Below are 16,039 nucleotides of genomic sequence, written 5' to 3' on the forward strand. Positions count from 1 at the left end.
CTGAATTTAGAAACCTAAACAGGGGGCGGGCACTGAGTGATCAATGGCTCGCTATTCAGAAGAGCTCAAAGAGTCCATCATTCAGATGATGATGCCCCCCAATAATAATGCGCCAGTTTCTCAGCTGGTACGTGATACTGGTATCCCCGATGTGACTCTGTACACTTGGCGAAAGAAAGCTTTATCTCAAGGAATACCTGTGCCAGGCAACGGAAAAAATCCAGATCAGTGGACACCGGAAAACCAATTAGCCGTGATCATTGAAACGGCGGCGTTATATAAAGCAGAAATGGCCGAATACTGTCGTAAGAAAGGCCTTTTTGCTGAACAAATACAGCAATGGAAAGCAGCCTTTATCAGTGGCGTTTCGGCCAAACCTGTCAATCCTGGCTATTCCAGAGCATTCGGCCACTCAATCCGGTAGCATCCGGCCACCTCCCTCATCGGAGCGCAGCGACGCATCGGAATGGAGCTTAGGACTTATATTTGGATCTTGCCAGTTTAGTCTCTTCCAATATGAAATGAGCCTGAAGGGGAGCCCAGTTTCCAACATGCCTGTTAGCTTGAGAGTCTGAAGCTTTTCCAGGGTAGGATTGAGTAACATGATTCTTATCCCTTTGTTAACTGTTATTGGTAGTAGTCTGAGCCGCGCAGGTTCTCATGGTCATCCGGCAGCACTTCATCAGGCTCCAGCTCTGACAACGACTGTTGATCCAGATTGTTTTTCAGGATGGACTCAATGCTTCGGTAGGAGCAGGTATCTGCATACAGTGCACGACGGCGGGCGTTTTCCAACCGGTCATGACCATAGCCTTAACCTAACTTCATGATGCCGAGGCAACTGCGGTCACTTTGCTCTGGATGTCGACGGGTTGAGAGGATGCGGCGGATAACTGCTTCTGTTTCCGGACCTGTCCTTGCCCCCTGTTTTGCAGTCGCTCAGGCGTCCATTCGGCATACTTTCGGTGTTTTTCAGGCATATGCCCTGGCTCGGTGGTATGACGCCCTTTATGCTAGGAACGTTGGTAGTGGCCAAGTCAACCCCGACACGGCAAAGCGTCCCAGATAGTCACTTACGGTTGCTCGGGAAATATTACAGCTGTTAGCGATTTTCCGCTCGCTGAGGAGGTGCTCGAATTTGAGTCTGAGTACTTCACGAATCTTGCGCATGGGCAGTCTCTTCATGATGCTATCCGCTCGTCCTTGAAGAGGTCTCAAGTTTGAGGGTAGCGGTGAAAAATAGGACTGCGCCACTGGTCAGAAAAGGGGTGGCTGGATTTACCGGAATCAGTGGCCGGACACTACCGGAATGGCTCCGGAATACCCAGAAATGCCCCACAGATTTTGCTGACGAGGCATTTTTTTAGCTACGTGATCCGTATGGCCGGTGTTGTGGGAGGAGCAGAGTTGTGAGACTCTGCCCTTTCCCGATTAGGCATCTAATTCAGGCTGGAATACTTCTTTGAGTTTCTTTTCACCTTGCTCAAACAATAGACGGTAGTTAGAGCAAAACTTTTCTTCATTAGGCTCAAGAAGCACTTCTACAGATGGTGCAATACCCTTTTTCCAAGCTGGCAAGTCAATACCGTGGAGCCGACACAATGTATTTGTTAACATCTCTGCTATTCCCCCAGAGCCTCTGCAGGTTGGAGCAAGGTGAACGTACCACCAGTGTATTCTTGGAATAACACTTAGATCACCGCTTATGGCTTTATCTATTAAATTTCTTACATGCTCTAGCACGATGGGTATTTGTTCCCTACCAGTGTGTAGCCAAAGACCAGATTCTTGATTATCTCCAATATAATCATCATCGCCCACTCCAAACCATCTTTCGCTTTCATATCTTCTATTGCCAGATTCTCTAGGGCAAAAAACATACTGCGTTAATGGAATTGGCGTATCATCTATGTGGCCATGAACCAAGCCATATCTCAATTCACCCGTAGCACCACCGCCATAAAAATGTTTTCTTGCCCATAATAACCCGTCGTCACTGATCAAATTGAAAAAGTGTTTTTTGTCATATGGAATCTTTACAGCCCGTTCCAGTGCATAGCCATATGCCTTACTTTTACGGTTTATTTTTGTATAACACGATTTATTATTAAATAAAGCACCCCCTGTATTTAAATCTCTACGCAAACCAAATAGGTTGAATTTCTCATTATTTCTTTTGAGCGCTATATGTTTTCTTGTTTTTTCAAAATGCTCAATAATGTTTGATGATTTCAGGTCATTTTTTTTAATACTATCCACTGCGTTTGTTACTGCATTTTCAAATTCAAGATCCCAAATTTTCGGATCGCCATAATTAAGCCACTCAACCCCTCTTTGTGCTATGTGCTTTCCTTCTGGTGTAGCACTTTCAAATTCAGGTATTTTTCTTGCTGTAGTATCTTGTATACTTTGAGCTTTTTCTTGATCAATATTAGAGTGTTTGCCAAGTAAGCTAGAGCTTGTGGTTACTGGATTCATGTATTTTAGTCCTCTTAGTCGTCCTTTAGTTCTTTAGTTCTTTATTAAGTTCAATATTGTTACTGACAGAGATGTAAGGATGCCTAACAAAAACTATTTGGTTCTGGACGTCTATAGCCGCATGATTGAGAGTTGGGAAGTCCATCAGAGGGAGTCCTCTGATCTGTCTGCTCAGATGATCCGCAAAGCTTTCATGAATCATAAGATCAGCCTTCAGGAACAACCGCTGGTCCTGCACTCGGATAATGGTAGTCTGATGAAGGGGGCGACCATACTGAGTACTCTTCAGCAGCTGGGTGCACAGACATCGTTCAGCAGGCCACGTGTGAGTGACGATAACTCAAACCCGGAATCAGACTTCAAAATCATGAAATACCCACCCGGCTATCCGAATCACTTCTCCAGTCTGGAGTCAGCCAGAGAGTGGGTGTATGGGTTCGTAAACTGGTACAACATGGAGCATAAGCACAGTGGCATCAAGTTACGACAGACACACAAGGAAGGCTCAAAAAAAGGGTCTGAATCGTGAAAGAGTTTACCGTAAAGCAAAAGAGCAACACCCTGAGCGTTGCTGAAGTCGTATAACCAGAAACTGGAAATTACCACTAGAGGTATGACTTAACCCTGAGCGATCAGAGAATCAGCAGCATTGTGATTTAGCTGCATAAGTTGAGGCGACATCTTTGTTGACAAACACCGCCCTCCATATTTGGGTGTCCTAATTTCTCTATCCTAATTTCTCTATTTCTTTCGCTTTGCTCTAAAAGTCACTAACAATATCTTCTATGTGGTTTTCCGGTCCAGATGAAGAGGAAGATCCGCCAGATTATTGCTCGCTGGGCAAGCTCTTTATGAATCTGGATGTCTTATTTGTTTTTTTTCGGATTTAAAGGCCTCTTTCGAGCATCTGTTCTAAACAAGCAGAGATCGCTTACTTCACATCATTTACAGGTTCAGCCCTTCAGTTTGCGGCAACAAACCTACTATGGCGTCTGCTGACTTCTGTTTTCCCATCCCAACACCTCACGATGCCGGTAGCCTGAGGCAGGAGAACAGATCTCCCGAGGTAATGCGCGTGACCTTCCCACTTATACCCGCCGCATCTACGTCCGCAGTTTCCATGCAAGTATTGGGCTTTGAAGATAATGGCCTTCTTACCCACTGCGACCGCCTACTATGCGATTCCTGTTCGTCGGGTCAGTGTTTTGCCTTCAGCTTTCTTCAGATTCCACCTCACGATGGACACCCTTGCCGTTCGGCTAATCATTCCCCTTGCCGGGCTGATAGAGGACTTTCACCTCCAAGTCATCCAGCCGCCACCACGCGTACTGATACAGCGCCGTTTGGCGCTACGCGCCATACTCGGCGCACCACAAAAAAAAGCCTCCCATTTCTGGAAGACTTTTTGGAGTTGGTGCCCGGAGCCGGAATCGAACCGGCACGATCTTAACGATCGGCAGATTTTAAGTCTGCTGTGTCTACCAATTTCACCACCCGGGCTAAATAAATAGCTTATCTATTCAAGCCGAAAAAAAACAGGCTAGTTACCTGTTTTTTTGAATTTGGAGGCGAGTACCGGAGTCGAACCGGTCTAAATGGAGTTGCAGTCCACTGCATAACCGCTTTGCTAACTCGCCTTTTATCTCTTGAGAGACTGGATCGGGAACGGGTTTCGCCACTGCCATGTATAGACAAACCCAACCTTTCTCAGCTCGCAGACTTATCTGTAATTGAACTGGAGCGGGAAACGAGACTCGAACTCGCGACCCCAACCTTGGCAAGGTTGTGCTCTACCAACTGAGCTATTCCCGCAATGAAGATAATTTAGGACTTCTTCAAAGTCCGGAGCAGGAAACGAGACTCACTCTTTAACTCTGAGGCGACCCCAACCTTGGCAAGGTTGTGCTCTACCAACTGAGCTATTCCCGCAATGAAGATAATTTAGGACTTCTTCAAAGTCCGGAGCAGGAAACGAGACTCACTCTTTAACTCTGAGGCGACCCCAACCTTGGCAAGGTTGTGCTCTACCAACTGAGCTATTCCCGCAATGAAGATAATTTAGGACTTCTTCAAAGTCCGGAGCAGGAAACGAGACTCACTCTTTAACTCTGAGGCGACCCCAACCTTGGCAAGGTTGTGCTCTACCAACTGAGCTATTCCCTCAATGAAGATAATTTAGGACTTCTTCAAAGTCCGGAACAGGAAACGAGACTCACTCTTTAACTCTGAGGCGACCCCAACCTTGGCAAGGTTGTGCTCTACCAACTGAGCTATTCCCGCAATGAAGATAATTTAGGACTTCTTCAAAGTCCGGAGCAGGAAACGAGACTCACTCTTTAACTCTGAGGCGACCCCAACCTTGGCAAGGTTGTGCTCTACCAACTGAGCTATTCCCGCATTTGTATTCGTCAGTGCTTGAAGCGTTTGGGCTTCGTCTCCGTCGAAGATGCTGCGTAGTTTAAGAATATTTCGTCTGCTGTCAATAGATTGGAGCAACGAATTAGCTTTCAGCCCTAGAGAATGGTGTCAGATCAGGCCATGCCGCATGAAGGTATACGTACATGGACCAGAGTGTGAGGATCGCAGAAATGTAAAGCAGTGCCAAACCAATATAACCAATCATGGATTCCAGGGGAGCAGGTGCAAGCAGTAACAAGGTAATCGCCATCATTTGCCCGGCCGTTTTAAATTTTCCGATCATATTCACCGCCACACTGGTACGCTTTCCTATTTCGGCCATCCATTCACGCAGAGCAGAAATAACGATTTCCCGACCAATAATGATAACAGCGGGTATGGTCATCCAGGCTGCCCTGAATTCGTCGACCAGCAGACACAACGCTGTTGCAACCATGATTTTGTCTGCTACAGGATCAAAAAAAGCCCCGAAGGGTGTGGTCTGATTCCAGCGCCTGGCAAGATATCCGTCAAACCAGTCAGTGACAGCAGCTGCTGCAAAGATGCCTGCACAAAGGGTGTAACGCATCTCAATGGGCAGGTAGAAAATCAAGACCAGAAAAGGAACCAGAACAACGCGTAGCATCGTCAAAGTATTTGGAATATTCATAGCAACAGATAACTAACCATGATGTGAAAACAGTGCTGAGATCTTTGTATAAGAGCCCCCATACAACCTCGAATGGTCTGGTGCAGATGGAGACCCGACAGACTGTCGTTGAAAGTATTTACAGCCGCATAAGTTACACAGTCAGGAGACAGAGTACAAACCCGAATCCAGAAGCCTGTCAATTTCGGCCTCCTAGGAACCATGTAAATGAGCATGTATTTGCTCTGCCAGGTTCTGACTGATTCCCTCGACTTTTGCCAACTCATCTACTGGTGCATTCATTACGCCATGACGCCCTCCGAAGAACTTGAGCAATGCAGAACGGCGTTTGGCACCAATGCCCGGAATATCTTCCAGAGTTGATCGCTTTCTGGCAACACTGCGCTTCTGCCGGTGGCCGGTAATGGCAAACCTGTGTGCCTCGTCTCGTATATGTTGAATCAGTAGCAGAGCGCCATCTTGTTCCAGTGCAGCTAGCTCCCTGCCCTTATAGATGAGTGTTTCAAGACCTGGTTTTCTGGAAACTCCTTTAGCGACACCCAATAAAGGAATATGTTGCAGAGACAAATCGTACATGACTTCCTCTGCCACCCTCAACTGCCCCTTACCGCCATCAATCAATATCAGACCAGGTGTGTTCTCTGGATGCTCAGCCAAGCCTTTATAACGCTTATGTAAGGCTTTCTTCATGGCTGCATAATCATCACCGGGCTCAATGCCTGTTATGTCGAAACGCCGATACTGGCTTTTATCAGGCCCATCCTGATTAAAAACAACACAGGAGGCAACAGTTGCTTCTCCCATGGTATGACTGATATCAAAACATTCAAACCGGGTTAAAGGTTCTTTCAGCTTCAGCAGCTTACCCAATTGTTCCGTGCGCTTGCGCTGGTGAGTTTTCCCGGCCAGCTCAGACTGAAGGCTCATCTGTGCATTTTTTTCTGCCAGCTTCAACCAGTCCTGCCGCTCTCCCCTCACCCGATGCTTGATTTTGACACTTTTACCCGACAACTGACTTATTCCCTGCTCTAGCACCTGACAATCCTCCATGGCAATGGGCAGGATAATCTCAGAGGGAAAATTGCGACTGTTGGCGAGCTTGATATAAAATTGGGCCAGAAATTCTGACAGGTGATCTTCCGGCTGAAGATCCAGTCTGAAGTTCGGAAAATAGCTCTTGTGACCCAATAGCTGACCATTGCGGAAAAAAAGTACCGCAAAACAGACCTTACCCATCTGGTTGCTGTAACCGACTATGTCAGCATCGCCGGTGCTGCGGTTCACCGACTGCTGCTCCTGGACATGTCTGAGCTGGCTGATCTGATCCCGAATTTCAGCTGCCTCTTCAAACCTCAATGCTTCAGCCTCATTCTCCATTCTCTTGATCAGTTTACGGATGAGTTGTTGACTCTTTCCTTCCAGAAACTGACGAGTATCCTGCACATCTTGCTGATACTCTTCCGGCCTGACCAGATTGACACACGGAGCCTTACAGCGTTGAATCTGGTGCTGGAGACAGGGACGGCTTCTATTGCGAAAATAACTGTTCTCGCACTGCCTGACTTTGAACACCTTTTGCAGTAGATTCAGACTTTCCCGCACGGCACCGCCACTGGGATAAGGGCCAAAAAACAAGCCTTTCTTGCTTTTACTCCGACCTCTCTGATAGCCAATGCGAGGGTATTCATCTTCTAAAGAAAGATAAATAAAGGGATAGGACTTATCGTCTCTGAGAAGGATATTGTAAGGCGGCTTCCGGTCCTTGATGAGGTTTTGCTCCAACAGCAGAGCCTCCAACTCGGAGTTGGTAATGGTAACCTCTATAGTGTGTATCTTGCTGACCAGTGCCATGGTTTTGCTGGTCAGACCAGTAGGACGAAAGTAACTGGAAAGACGGTTTTTAAGATTTTTCGCCTTACCGATATAGAGGGTATTCCCGAGATTGTCCCGCATGTCATAGACACCCGGTTGTCTGGGCGCCTGTTTTAGAAAAGCCTTGTGATCGAAGCGCTCTTTTTCTTCACCCTGAACCATTGAGCCTGTCATGGAGTGTTAATACTGTCGATTAATTTCGAACAGTATACTGACAAACTAACCCAGAGACCTACTGAAACTTTAGTTCAGAGCTTACGGCTGATTAGACAGAAACAATATCCTGCCCCACTTCAATCAGGCCACATCGAATGGCCAGATGAGTTAACTCCACATCACTGTTTATTTGTAGCTTCTCAAAAATACGGTAGCGATAACTGTTCACCGTTTTACTACTCAGACACAGCTTGTCTGAAATAGTTTGCACCTTTTCACAGTTGACGATCATCAGGCATATCTGCATTTCCCGGCTGGAAAGTTTTTCAAAGGGGGAGCCGGAGGAAGGACGTAACGATTTCAGTGCCATTTGCTGTGCAATATCAGGGCTAATGCAACGCTTGCCAACGACCACTGACTTGATGGTGGTCACCATCTCGTCGATACTGATGCCTTTGGTCACGTACCCGGCTGCACCGGCTTCCATCAGCTTGGCAGGATAAAGCTCATCATTGCAGACGGTGACAGCAATGACCTGAATTCCCGGGAATGACTGATTAATTCTGCGGGTGGCTTCCAAACCACCAATGCCTGGCATACGAACATCCATCAAGACAACCTGAGGCTTCAGGCTTCGACATTTCTCAATGGCTTCTTCCCCACTGCTGGCCTCTCCGACAATGACCAGCTCCTGTACATCAGAAAGCATACGGGATAGCCCCGTTCTCACCAGATCATGATCGTCAGCAATCAGTACGCGAATCATGAAACACTCCAACCTGCATCTTTATAGTTGTTATTTTCCTAATCCGTCTCTTACTTCCCTGATGGTAAATCATTCCAATGCCACCAAAAAAGCCTGTGCACGAATAATACCGTACAGCAGGCTTATTATGCTACCAGCCTGATAGCAACATCAGACTCTGAAATCAGAGTTTGCCTTCCAGCTCTGGTACAGCTTCAAACAGATCTGCTACCAGACCATAGTCGGCTACCTGGAAGATAGGCGCTTCTTCGTCCTTGTTGATGGCAACAATGACTTTAGAGTCTTTCATACCTGCCAGGTGCTGGATCGCACCGGAAATACCTACAGCAACATAGAGGTTGGGAGCAACAATCTTGCCGGTCTGACCGACCTGCATGTCATTAGGAACAAAGCCTGCGTCCACCGCAGCACGAGAAGCTCCTACGGCAGCACCCAGCTTGTCAGCCAGTTTGTACAGGATTTCGAAGTTTTCTCCATTACCCATACCACGACCACCGGATACTACGATTTTGGCACCACCCAGCTCAGGGCGATCAGACTTGGCCATTTCTTCACTGACAAAAGAAGAAATACCTGCATCGTGGGCAATATCCAACTGTTCAACAGCTGCACTGCCACCTGTAGCGGCGACAGGATCAAAGCCGGTACCACGAACGGTGATAACCTTCACAGGAGCACCACTCTGTACTGTTGCGATGGCGTTACCGGCATAGATAGGACGGGCAAAAGTGTCAGCATTATCTACGCGGATAATGTCAGAAATCTGATCAACATCCAGCAGAGCAGCGACACGAGGCATATAGTTTTTACCGCTGGTGCTGGCAGCACTCAGAATATGGCTATAGCCTTTGCCCAGTTCAGCAACCAGCAAACTGACATTTTCTGCCAGCTGATGCTCATAGGCGGCGTTGTCCACAACCATAACCTTGTTGACACCTTCAACGGCTGATGCTGCTTCGGCAACAGAACCACATCCGGACCCGGCGACTAATACATGAACATCATCGCCTATTTGGCGGGCAGCCGCTACAGTATTCAGAGTGGCTGCGCCCAAGGCTGCATTATCATGTTCTGCAACTACGAGAATAGCCATTAGATTACCTTCGCTTCTGTTTTCAGTTTTTCGATCAGTTCATCAACACTGCCCACACGGATACCGGCACTGCGCTCGGCGGGCGGCTCAACTTTCAGTGTGTTCAGGGAGGAAGTTACCTCAACACCCAGATCTGCAGGTGTTTTGACGTCCAGAGGTTTACGCTTGGCCTTCATGATGTTAGGGAGGGAAGCATAACGAGGCTCATTCAAGCGCAGGTCAGTCGTCACGATAGCGGGCAGTGACAGGGAAACAGTCTGCAGACCACCGTCAACTTCACGAGTGACACAGGCCTTACCATCTTCTACAGTCACTTCAGAGGCGAAAGTACCCTGAGGAAGACCAGACAGTGCCGCCAGCATCTGACCGGTTTGGTTGTTATCACTGTCGATGGACTGTTTACCCAGAATCACCAGATCTGGCTTTTCTTCATCAACAATGGCTTTCAGCAGTTTGGCAACAGACAGAGAACCGAGCTTTTCTTCGGTTTCTACCAGAATGCCGCGATCAGCACCCAGAGCCAGAGCGGTGCGTATTTGCTCCTGACTCTCTTTGGTACCGAGAGATACGACAACGATTTCACTTGCAACACCCTTTTCCTTCAGTCTCACCGCTTCTTCAACAGCAATTTCACAGAAAGGGTTGATGGCCATTTTTACGTTCGTCAGATCGACATCACTATGGTCCGCTTTTACACGAACCTTGACGTTATAGTCGATGACTCTCTTAACGGCTACAAGAATTTTCATGGGTTCGCAGCCTTCCTTATTTATACTATGACTGGATACTTGGTTGTGAGGCAGGGCATGAAATCTCCGAAAACATCGCGCGGAGCATCAATTGTTATCATTGTTTCACATCACTGCTGTGTGGGCAGTCTAACAGCACGTCAATAAGGGTTCAAACCTATGTTCAAGATTGATGATTATCAAGCAGTTTTATGAACAATTTGTCTGACCAGTGCCTTTTATTAGAGCACCCGAACATTATCGCATATTCTGCAAACTGCCTCAGAGGCATCTCATTGGCAGAAAGCCACCTGACACTCTTCTGCGTCGAACGGACTCCGACTCAGCGAATGCTGGTTATTTGCGTATGAGACAGTATAATGCAGAAAAAAATTCAAACAACTGTTTGATTTTCATGCTGGCAGATTCTTCTGACAACGGCAGCCGGAAAATTTAACCGGAAAAGTTAAAGCGTCATCAGATAAAAAATAGTGTATGAAAATCACCATATGATAACTCGGTGAGGGAGGGGATTCATTTTGGAACGCGAGTCTATGCCATTCGACGTGGTAATTGTGGGCGCTGGTCCATCCGGTTTGTCTGCAGCATGTCGTCTTATGCAACTGTCACAGGAAGCGGGTCAGGAACTCTCTGTCTGCGTCGTTGAGAAAGGATCAGAGGTAGGAGCACACATCCTGTCCGGCGCCGTATTCGAACCCACTGCTCTGAATGAACTGTTTCCTGACTGGAAAGAAAAAGGTGCGCCACTGAATACCGCTGTCGCATCCGACGATATCTACTGGTTGAGTTCTCAGGAAAAGGCTCTGAAAGTGCCGGGGGTCTTTGTACCCAAGACCATGCACAACGAAGGCAATTACATCATCAGCCTGGGTAACCTCTGCCGCTGGCTGGCCGAGCAGGCAGAAAGCATGGGTGTAGAAGTTTTCCCAGGCTTTGCTGCCAACGAAATTCTGTTCAACGAAGATGGCAGTGTTAAAGGGGTTGCTACTGGTGACATGGGCATCTCTGCCAATGGCGAGAAAAAAGACAGTTACATGCCTGGCATGGAACTGCACGCCAAATACACCCTTTTCTCAGAGGGCTGTCGTGGTCAACTGGGCAAAGAACTTATCAGCCGTTTTAATCTGGACGAAGGTAAAGACCCTCAGCATTACGGTATAGGCATCAAGGAGTTGTGGGATATAGCTCCAGAGAACCACTCTCAGGGCCTGGTAGTGCACACCGCTGGCTGGCCTCTGACTGAAAGCGGCTCAACCGGTGGTGGCTTTCTTTACCACATTGAAAACAATCAGGTCGTTCTGGGTCTCATTACCGACCTGAGTTACTCCAACCCCCACATCAGTCCGTTTGAAGAGTTCCAGCGTTACAAGCAGAGTCCAACCATCAAGAAATTCCTCGAGGGAGGCAAACGGGTTTCTTACGGAGCCCGCGCTCTCACTAAAGGTGGACCTCAGTCCCTGCCAAAAATGACCTTTGCCGGTGGTATTCTGATCGGTTGTGATGCCGGCACCATGAACGGTGCCAAAATCAAGGGCTCTCATACGGCCATGAAGTCCGGCATGTTGGCGGCTGAAGAAGTTTTCAAGTCAATCAGCACTGGTTCCGAAGGTGGTGAAGATCTCACCTCTTACGCCCGGGCTTTTGAAAACTCCTGGCTGGGTGAAGAGCTTAAGGCGCAGAGAAACTTTGGACCGGCCATGCATAAGTGGGGCAATTTTGTGGGTGCCGGCTTTGCTTTTGTCGACCAGAATATTTTTGGCGGCAAGCTGCCGTTTACCCTGCATGATAAAACACCCGACTATGCAACCCTGAAACCAGCCGCTGATAGCAAGAAGATTGATTACCCAAAACCGGATGGAGTCATCAGCTTTGATCGCCTGAGTTCTGTGTTCCTGTCCAACACCAACCATGAAGAAGACCAGCCCTGCCACCTGAAACTGGCGGACGCATCAATTCCTCTGAAAGATAATCTGCCAAAATACGACGAGCCTGCTCAGCGTTACTGTCCGGCTGGTGTCTATGAAATTGTCGAAGAGGAAACGTCCGGCGAACAACGCTTCCAGATCAACAGTCAAAACTGTGTTCACTGTAAAACCTGTGACATCAAGGACCCTGCTCAGAACATTACCTGGGTAGCTCCGGAAGGTACCGGCGGCCCTAACTACCCGAACATGTAGCTCGGGTTACACAGAAAAGGAGCCATCAGGCTCCTTTTCTGTTTTATGGATGCTCAGGCAGATTTATTGACTCCCATCCCGGATCAGTATTCAGGTTTTATACTGCCAATGGTGAAAGTTTGACCGTGACTGTTGAGGCACAACTCTACATCATCATGCCCCGTAGATTTTTCTTCTGCCATCTCAATGAGTTGATAGAAGACGTTACGATGAACCAGAGCATCCAGCTGAGCCCTGACTCTGATGTACGGTGAAGGCTCTCCCGTCGACGAATCAATATTCACCCACAAAGGATGCTCTCGATCCAGAGTCACTTTATCACCTACGTTAGTAGTGAAAGTCAGGCCATTGTCATTATTTTCAACGGAGACAGCCACAAACGGAGCATCTTCTACCTGGATTCTCACCTTCTCTACCGGGGTCACCAGATAAAAACAGTCATCCTCATCATGCCTGAGAATGTTAGAAAACAGTTTAACCATGGACTCTCTGGCTATGGGTGATCCCATGTAGAGCCAACTGCCATCCCGACAGATTTTCATGTCTATATCCCCACAAAAATCGGGATTCCATGAATGAACAGGAGGTAACCCCTGCTGTTTCAGGAGAGGCTTCATGCTCTCAGCCAGCTGTCCGGGTGATATGGATTGATCACTCATAATTCGGCCCCTCAGTCTGTTGTCATTGTTCTGGCGAAACGTCAGTACTCGAATGAAACACGGATGCAACAAAGACATTATATCGTCTTAATGAGGACGCCGTCTGATTTATCTCTGCCGGACACTCGATCGATCCAGAAAGGATAGTTCGCAAGATCGAGATTAGAAGTCACCCATGACCCTATCAGGGATATGACAAATGCTACTATTTAAGTTGAAGCACTGAAGTTATGGAGAAGTGCATAGTCGAAGAACGACAGGGAAAAACAATGCAGCTCTTCAAATCACTCGCTGGCTTACTCACCAAATGGCTCATGCAACAGCCTGAAGACAACAACCGACCTCTCTGTGATTTCGAAAGAATCCGCCATGAGCTTAAGCCCTGCGATGTAGTGCTCGTTGAAGGTAAATCTCGAGTCAGCAATGTCATCAAACAGATCACCCAGAGCCCCTGGTCCCATGCCATGCTTTATGTTGGCCGCCTGCATGATATAGAAGACGACCGTATTCGACAGACCGTTAAAGAGTCTTATGACGGCTCTCCGGATGATCAACTTATCATTGAGAGTGAGCTTGGATTTGGAACAGTCGTACACCCTTTAAGCCGCTATGAAGGTGAACACCTGAGAATTTGTCGACCCAATGGATTAAACTATTCCGACAGCCAGCAGGTCATTCACTATGCTGTCAGCCGTTTGGGTCTTGATTACAACGTGCGCCATATATTGGACCTGGCCCGCTTTTTCTTCCCTTATTCCATAATGCCCAGGCGCTGGCGTTCCACTTTATTTCAACATTCACCCGGAGATGAAACCAAAACTGTTTGCTCCAGTATGATTGCCGAGGCATTCAGTTTTATTCACTTCCCGATTTTGCCTCTAGTGAAAATGAATGGAGAAAATGGTGTTCAGCTGTTTCAGCGCAATCCCAAACTCTGCACACCCAGTGACTTTGACTACTCTCCCTATTTCCAGATCATTAAATACCCCTTTCTCGATTATACCCACCATTCGGACTACAAACTGCTTCCCTGGCATGGCCATGGCGCTCTGGAAGGTAAGGAAGGAGATCTTTATATCACCCCTGATGAGGTGAAAGAACTGCAGCAGATAGGATTAAACAGTGGCTCAGGCTCAGAGACTCTGGACAACAGAAACACTTTGAACTGACGCCTGGTGAATAAACTGAGAGGCATCAAATCATTCAAGAGTAATAAAAAAGCTGATTATTCAGAATTGATCTTATAGCTCAGTGGACGCGAGAAGAATCTGCACCATAATTACTTCTACTGATCCGGTCGACTTCCCCCTACGATCAATCAGTCTGGGCTGCTGACTTAAGTGGCCTTGATACTTGCATTGTGTACCTATGTTTCACTCCTAAAATGGTCTTAGCCCGCGTACTCTTCCCCCAGAGTCGCGGGTTTCTTTTTGCCTGAAACTCTTGTGTAGCAAGGGCTTTTTACGCCGTTGCGACCTTCCATCCGTGATGCCATTGCTGAGCCGATGGCTTTTTTGCCCGTAGAAACCATCATTCGTGACCAACAAAATACCCATTATCAAGCATTGCGTCAGGCCGACGATGCCGGCGACTCAACACCATATTATCGCCTTCATACTTAAAAGCGATTGAGCAGACTCTCAACGAAGCACTTGCCAGTGAACCCATCCATTTCAGCGACCAAGTAAACCGTCAAGTAAAAAGTCTTCTTCAGCTTCTTCTGACTGACCCTGACGAACCTTTCAAATTTCCAGTATTCCTTGGAATAGCGGTACTCGTGAAGATTTCAGGGTAATTGACTAAGGTACTATGGTTCTGATCATCCGGCCTCAGTCTGGGCAGCCCTCACCAAACCCGTGAGTCAGTTGAAAACGAAGGTTTATGGAAACGAAGGTTTATGGATGTCATGCAGGTAGCACTGCAGGTAGCAGATAAATATTACAAAAGAGACTGTATATGAAGAGTAATCCTTTGAATATCACGATAAAACTTATTCTTTATAATGGCTTCAAGAATATTGCGATTGACGTCAAGATAGTCATGCACTAGTACATTTCGAAAACCGATCATCTTCATCGCTGTGTCGTAATCCTGTCGAGTTAAAGCGTTCCGCTTCTCTAAACCATCGATTGCCGCCCGGGATTTTGTGACTTTAACTCCGAATTTTTCCTGATAAACATATCGGGATAAGCCAATCAGCGACTCAATCAGAATTTGTAATGCTCTCTGGGCAGCCAGCATGTCCCTGGCTCTCCAGCTGCCAAGATCATCATGAAGCTCATCAAGAATAAGTATCATCTCCTGCTGAACATTCTCAATTTCCTGTTCGTACGCTTTATCGTTCATAGTCTTTTTCCCAGGCAGAAATAATGGCATGCTCAAGACGGCGAACGGCCGGAACATAGCGGTCAAACAGTTTCATACCCTGAATAATATTCCATTGCAGAGGCACAGGTACCTCTCGAAGATCAACAACACTGAGTTCAAGCTCGGGGTACAGCCGCTCTAGCTCGGCTTCCATCATTTGTGGCCGGACGGCACGTTCCAGAAGATCGGTTTCATAATCTGTATAAATAACAGCAAGATCCCAGTCGCTGTCGTCCCTGGCATTCCCTTTTGCCCGTGAACCGTATAGATAGATGGCATCAATTGCACTGAAATGTCGCATTGCATCAACCAGACCATCCGGAAGCTGACATGTTGAAGGGCTCAATAGAATGTCCTGCAGATAGTGTCTAAAAAAGTATTACTAAGGGTTATCATTTCATCTGGCCAGTTATTTTTCCATAGTCATCCTGCCTCAAAATATCCATCATGAGCCAAACCTCCCAGACTGACAGCCAATGTGGCTAAAAACAAAGGTTATACCAATCGTGCTTGCTAACTGCCATGATGAGCATGGAGATTTGAGCCTTGAGACAAGGCGGCGTGAGGAGTCATAGCCTTAACTATGGCGACGATCGCCAACGCAGGATTAAGGCTCAAATCTTCAGCGCAATAGGAAGTTAGAAAGTTCGATTGG

Annotated in this window: 15 protein-coding genes, 7 tRNA genes and 1 pseudogene; 5 read left to right on the forward strand and 18 right to left on the reverse strand. The window is 47.3% G+C overall.

Translation table 11 applies throughout. From position 1 onward, the window contains the following. Positions 1 to 43: 43 nt before the first annotated feature. On the forward strand, positions 44 to 424 hold the full coding sequence (locus ACOJUO_RS20900) for a transposase (RefSeq protein ID WP_422138041.1): 381 nt from the start codon (positions 44 to 46) through the stop codon (positions 422 to 424). A gap of 203 nt (positions 425 to 627) precedes the next feature. Here the strand turns inward: ACOJUO_RS20900 and ACOJUO_RS20905 are convergent, their stop codons facing one another. From ACOJUO_RS20905 to ACOJUO_RS20915, 3 genes and pseudogenes are all read right to left on the reverse strand, one after another. Further along, positions 628 to 795: a hypothetical protein gene (locus ACOJUO_RS20905; protein ID WP_422138042.1), complete on the reverse strand. Its 168-nt coding sequence runs from the start codon at positions 793 to 795 to the stop codon at positions 628 to 630. A 234-nt stretch (positions 796 to 1,029) separates the two neighbouring features. Continuing rightward, positions 1,030 to 1,185: pseudogene (locus ACOJUO_RS20910) on the reverse strand (IS21 family transposase); the annotation flags it as partial. A 246-nt stretch (positions 1,186 to 1,431) separates the two neighbouring features. Next, on the reverse strand, positions 1,432 to 2,478 hold the full coding sequence (locus ACOJUO_RS20915; protein ID WP_422133864.1) for a hypothetical protein: 1,047 nt from the start codon (positions 2,476 to 2,478) through the stop codon (positions 1,432 to 1,434). Positions 2,479 to 2,557: 79 nt separating this feature from the next. Between ACOJUO_RS20915 and ACOJUO_RS20920 the strand changes: the two genes are divergently transcribed. Beyond that, positions 2,558 to 3,007: a transposase gene (locus tag ACOJUO_RS20920; protein WP_422138043.1), complete on the forward strand. Its 450-nt coding sequence runs from the start codon at positions 2,558 to 2,560 to the stop codon at positions 3,005 to 3,007. Positions 3,008 to 3,890: 883 nt separating this feature from the next. Here the strand turns inward: ACOJUO_RS20920 and ACOJUO_RS20925 are convergent. From ACOJUO_RS20925 to ACOJUO_RS20980, 12 genes are all read right to left on the reverse strand, one after another. Further along, positions 3,891 to 3,978 (reverse strand) — tRNA-Leu (locus ACOJUO_RS20925). A 63-nt stretch (positions 3,979 to 4,041) separates the two neighbouring features. Then, a tRNA-Cys gene (locus ACOJUO_RS20930) sits at positions 4,042 to 4,115 on the reverse strand. A gap of 99 nt (positions 4,116 to 4,214) precedes the next feature. Then, positions 4,215 to 4,290: transfer RNA gene (locus ACOJUO_RS20935), tRNA-Gly, on the reverse strand. Between the two features lie 34 nt (positions 4,291 to 4,324). After that, positions 4,325 to 4,407 (reverse strand) — tRNA-Gly (locus tag ACOJUO_RS20940). Positions 4,408 to 4,441: 34 nt separating this feature from the next. Then, positions 4,442 to 4,524: transfer RNA gene (locus ACOJUO_RS20945), tRNA-Gly, on the reverse strand. A 151-nt stretch (positions 4,525 to 4,675) separates the two neighbouring features. After that, positions 4,676 to 4,758, reverse strand: a tRNA-Gly gene (locus ACOJUO_RS20950). A gap of 34 nt (positions 4,759 to 4,792) precedes the next feature. Further along, a tRNA-Gly gene (locus ACOJUO_RS20955) sits at positions 4,793 to 4,875 on the reverse strand. 103 nt (positions 4,876 to 4,978) lie between these two features. Next, positions 4,979 to 5,545, reverse strand: coding sequence for a CDP-diacylglycerol--glycerol-3-phosphate 3-phosphatidyltransferase (gene pgsA, locus ACOJUO_RS20960; protein WP_422133866.1), 567 nt, complete (start codon positions 5,543 to 5,545; stop codon positions 4,979 to 4,981). A gap of 192 nt (positions 5,546 to 5,737) precedes the next feature. Then, positions 5,738 to 7,591 (reverse strand): excinuclease ABC subunit UvrC, encoded by a 1,854-nt coding sequence (uvrC, locus tag ACOJUO_RS20965; protein WP_422138044.1) that lies wholly within the window; start codon positions 7,589 to 7,591, stop codon positions 5,738 to 5,740. 91 nt (positions 7,592 to 7,682) lie between these two features. Then, on the reverse strand, positions 7,683 to 8,339 hold the full coding sequence (gene uvrY / locus ACOJUO_RS20970) for a UvrY/SirA/GacA family response regulator transcription factor (RefSeq protein WP_422133868.1): 657 nt from the start codon (positions 8,337 to 8,339) through the stop codon (positions 7,683 to 7,685). Positions 8,340 to 8,502: 163 nt separating this feature from the next. Further along, positions 8,503 to 9,432 (reverse strand): electron transfer flavoprotein subunit alpha/FixB family protein, encoded by a 930-nt coding sequence (locus ACOJUO_RS20975; RefSeq protein ID WP_422138045.1) that lies wholly within the window; start codon positions 9,430 to 9,432, stop codon positions 8,503 to 8,505. Continuing rightward, positions 9,432 to 10,181: an electron transfer flavoprotein subunit beta/FixA family protein gene (locus ACOJUO_RS20980; protein WP_422133870.1), complete on the reverse strand. Its 750-nt coding sequence runs from the start codon at positions 10,179 to 10,181 to the stop codon at positions 9,432 to 9,434. Before ACOJUO_RS20980 ends, ACOJUO_RS20975 begins: the two co-directional genes overlap by 1 nt. A gap of 533 nt (positions 10,182 to 10,714) precedes the next feature. On the opposite strand from ACOJUO_RS20980, the gene ACOJUO_RS20985 reads away from it, so the two are divergent. Further along, positions 10,715 to 12,358, forward strand: coding sequence for an electron transfer flavoprotein-ubiquinone oxidoreductase (locus ACOJUO_RS20985; RefSeq protein ID WP_422138046.1), 1,644 nt, complete (start codon positions 10,715 to 10,717; stop codon positions 12,356 to 12,358). Positions 12,359 to 12,441: 83 nt separating this feature from the next. Here ACOJUO_RS20985 and ACOJUO_RS20990 read toward each other — a convergent pair whose 3' ends face one another. Beyond that, complete coding sequence (locus ACOJUO_RS20990; RefSeq protein WP_422138047.1) at positions 12,442 to 13,017, reverse strand: DUF1285 domain-containing protein; 576 nt, start codon at positions 13,015 to 13,017, stop codon at positions 12,442 to 12,444. A 269-nt stretch (positions 13,018 to 13,286) separates the two neighbouring features. On the opposite strand from ACOJUO_RS20990, the gene ACOJUO_RS20995 reads away from it, so the two are divergent. Both ACOJUO_RS20995 and ACOJUO_RS21000 read left to right on the forward strand, forming a co-directional pair. Then, positions 13,287 to 14,186, forward strand: coding sequence for a hypothetical protein (locus ACOJUO_RS20995; RefSeq protein WP_422138048.1), 900 nt, complete (start codon positions 13,287 to 13,289; stop codon positions 14,184 to 14,186). A 300-nt stretch (positions 14,187 to 14,486) separates the two neighbouring features. Beyond that, on the forward strand, positions 14,487 to 14,639 hold the full coding sequence (locus ACOJUO_RS21000; protein ID WP_422133874.1) for a hypothetical protein: 153 nt from the start codon (positions 14,487 to 14,489) through the stop codon (positions 14,637 to 14,639). 316 nt (positions 14,640 to 14,955) lie between these two features. Here ACOJUO_RS21000 and hepT read toward each other — a convergent pair whose 3' ends face one another. Then, entirely contained in the window at positions 14,956 to 15,363 is a 408-nt protein-coding gene (gene hepT, locus ACOJUO_RS21005; protein ID WP_422138049.1) for a type VII toxin-antitoxin system HepT family RNase toxin, read from the reverse strand. Further along, positions 15,353 to 15,730 (reverse strand): type VII toxin-antitoxin system MntA family adenylyltransferase antitoxin, encoded by a 378-nt coding sequence (mntA, locus tag ACOJUO_RS21010; protein WP_422133876.1) that lies wholly within the window; start codon positions 15,728 to 15,730, stop codon positions 15,353 to 15,355. Before mntA ends, hepT begins: the two co-directional genes overlap by 11 nt. Between the last annotated feature and the right edge of the window lie 309 nt (positions 15,731 to 16,039).

Source organism: Endozoicomonas sp. ALC020, assembly GCF_049275935.1.
In the GTDB taxonomy this organism is placed as follows: domain Bacteria; phylum Pseudomonadota; class Gammaproteobacteria; order Pseudomonadales; family Endozoicomonadaceae; genus Endozoicomonas_A.